Origin of the sequence: Falsiroseomonas oryzae, assembly GCF_027856955.1 — a bacterium.
Lineage (GTDB): Bacteria > Pseudomonadota > Alphaproteobacteria > Acetobacterales > Acetobacteraceae > Falsiroseomonas > Falsiroseomonas oryzae.
The window spans coordinates 1-1,205 of sequence record NZ_JAPSMD010000826.1; the positions used below are offsets into that span (position 1 = coordinate 1).

The following is a 1,205-nucleotide window of genomic DNA, read 5'->3' on the forward strand; positions in this document are numbered from 1 at the left end:
GCGGGCGACGCCGGGCAGCGCCCGCGCGCGGGCGGCCAGGGAGCGGCGGGTCGGCTGGGCGGAGGGCTCGGGCGTCATGCCCGCGCCAACAGCGATGTCGCCGCCGCGGTTCGGCACGCTCCCGCGGATGCGTACGCAACTGGCCGTGCGCCCGGGCCGTCACCTCACAGGGGCTCGGCCTCGCCCGGCAGCGTGGTCGGGCGACGCACGTCGAACACCTCCTCGTCCTCCGCGCTGCGCTTCAGCGTGAAGCCCAGCCGCTTCACGAAGGCCAGCATCGGGGCGTTGTCGGCCAGCACCTGGCCGGCGACGGTCGCGATGCCGCTGGCGCGCGCCCAGTCGAACAGGCGCTGCATCAGGTGCTGGCCGAGCCCCTGCCCCTTCATCTGCCGGTCCACGATCACCGCGAACTCGCCGGTCTCGCCGTCCGGCTCGCGGATCAGGCGGGAGACGCCGAGCAGTTCCTCCGTCCCGTCCGGCCGCGTGCGCACCGCGACGAAGGCCATCTCCCGGTCGTAATCCAGCTGGGTCATGCGGGCGATCTGCTGCGGCGGCAATTCGCGCAGCTGGCTGAAGAACCGCCAGCGGATGTCCTCCGGCGTCAGGCGGCGGAAGAACTCGCCATGCGCCTCGGCATCCTCCGGCCGGATCGGGCGGACGGTCAGCGCCTCGCCCGCGCGCGTCGTCCAGCGCGTCACCCACTCCTGCGGATAGGGCGGGATGGCCAGCAGTGCGCCCTGCCCCGCCGGGCGCAGCCGGCAGCTCGCATCAAGCGCCACCACCCCGTCCGGCCGGGCCACCAGCGGGTTGATGCCGAGCGCGGCGATCTCCGGGAAGTCCACGGCGATCTGGCTCAGCCGCACCAGCGCGTCCTCCACCGCGTCGATGTCGGCGGGCGGATGGTCGCGGTAGCCGCGCAGCAGGATGGCGGCGCGGCTGCGCCGCACCAGCCCGCCGGCCAGCGCATCGTTCAGCGGCGGCAGGTCGAAGGCCTCGTCGCCCAAAAGGTCGGCCGCGGTGCCACCAAGGCCGAATCCGATGAAGGGGCCGAACATCGCGTCGTCGTCCAGCCGCAGCCGCAGCTCGACGCCGCGCCGCGCCTCCTCCTGCACCAGGAAGCCGTCGAGCCGCGCGGCCGGGCGCAGACGCGCCGCCGCCTCCAGCATCGCGGCGGCGGCCTCGCGCAGCGCCGCCGCGCTGCGCAG

The 1,205-nt window shown here is 75.0% G+C and carries 1 protein-coding gene; it reads right to left on the reverse strand.

The window, feature by feature from the left end:
* Positions 1-164: 164 nt before the first annotated feature.
* Positions 165-1,205 (reverse strand): GNAT family N-acetyltransferase (locus OZN99_RS32020; protein ID WP_270939224.1); only part of this gene is annotated, 1,041 nt, incomplete at its 5' end.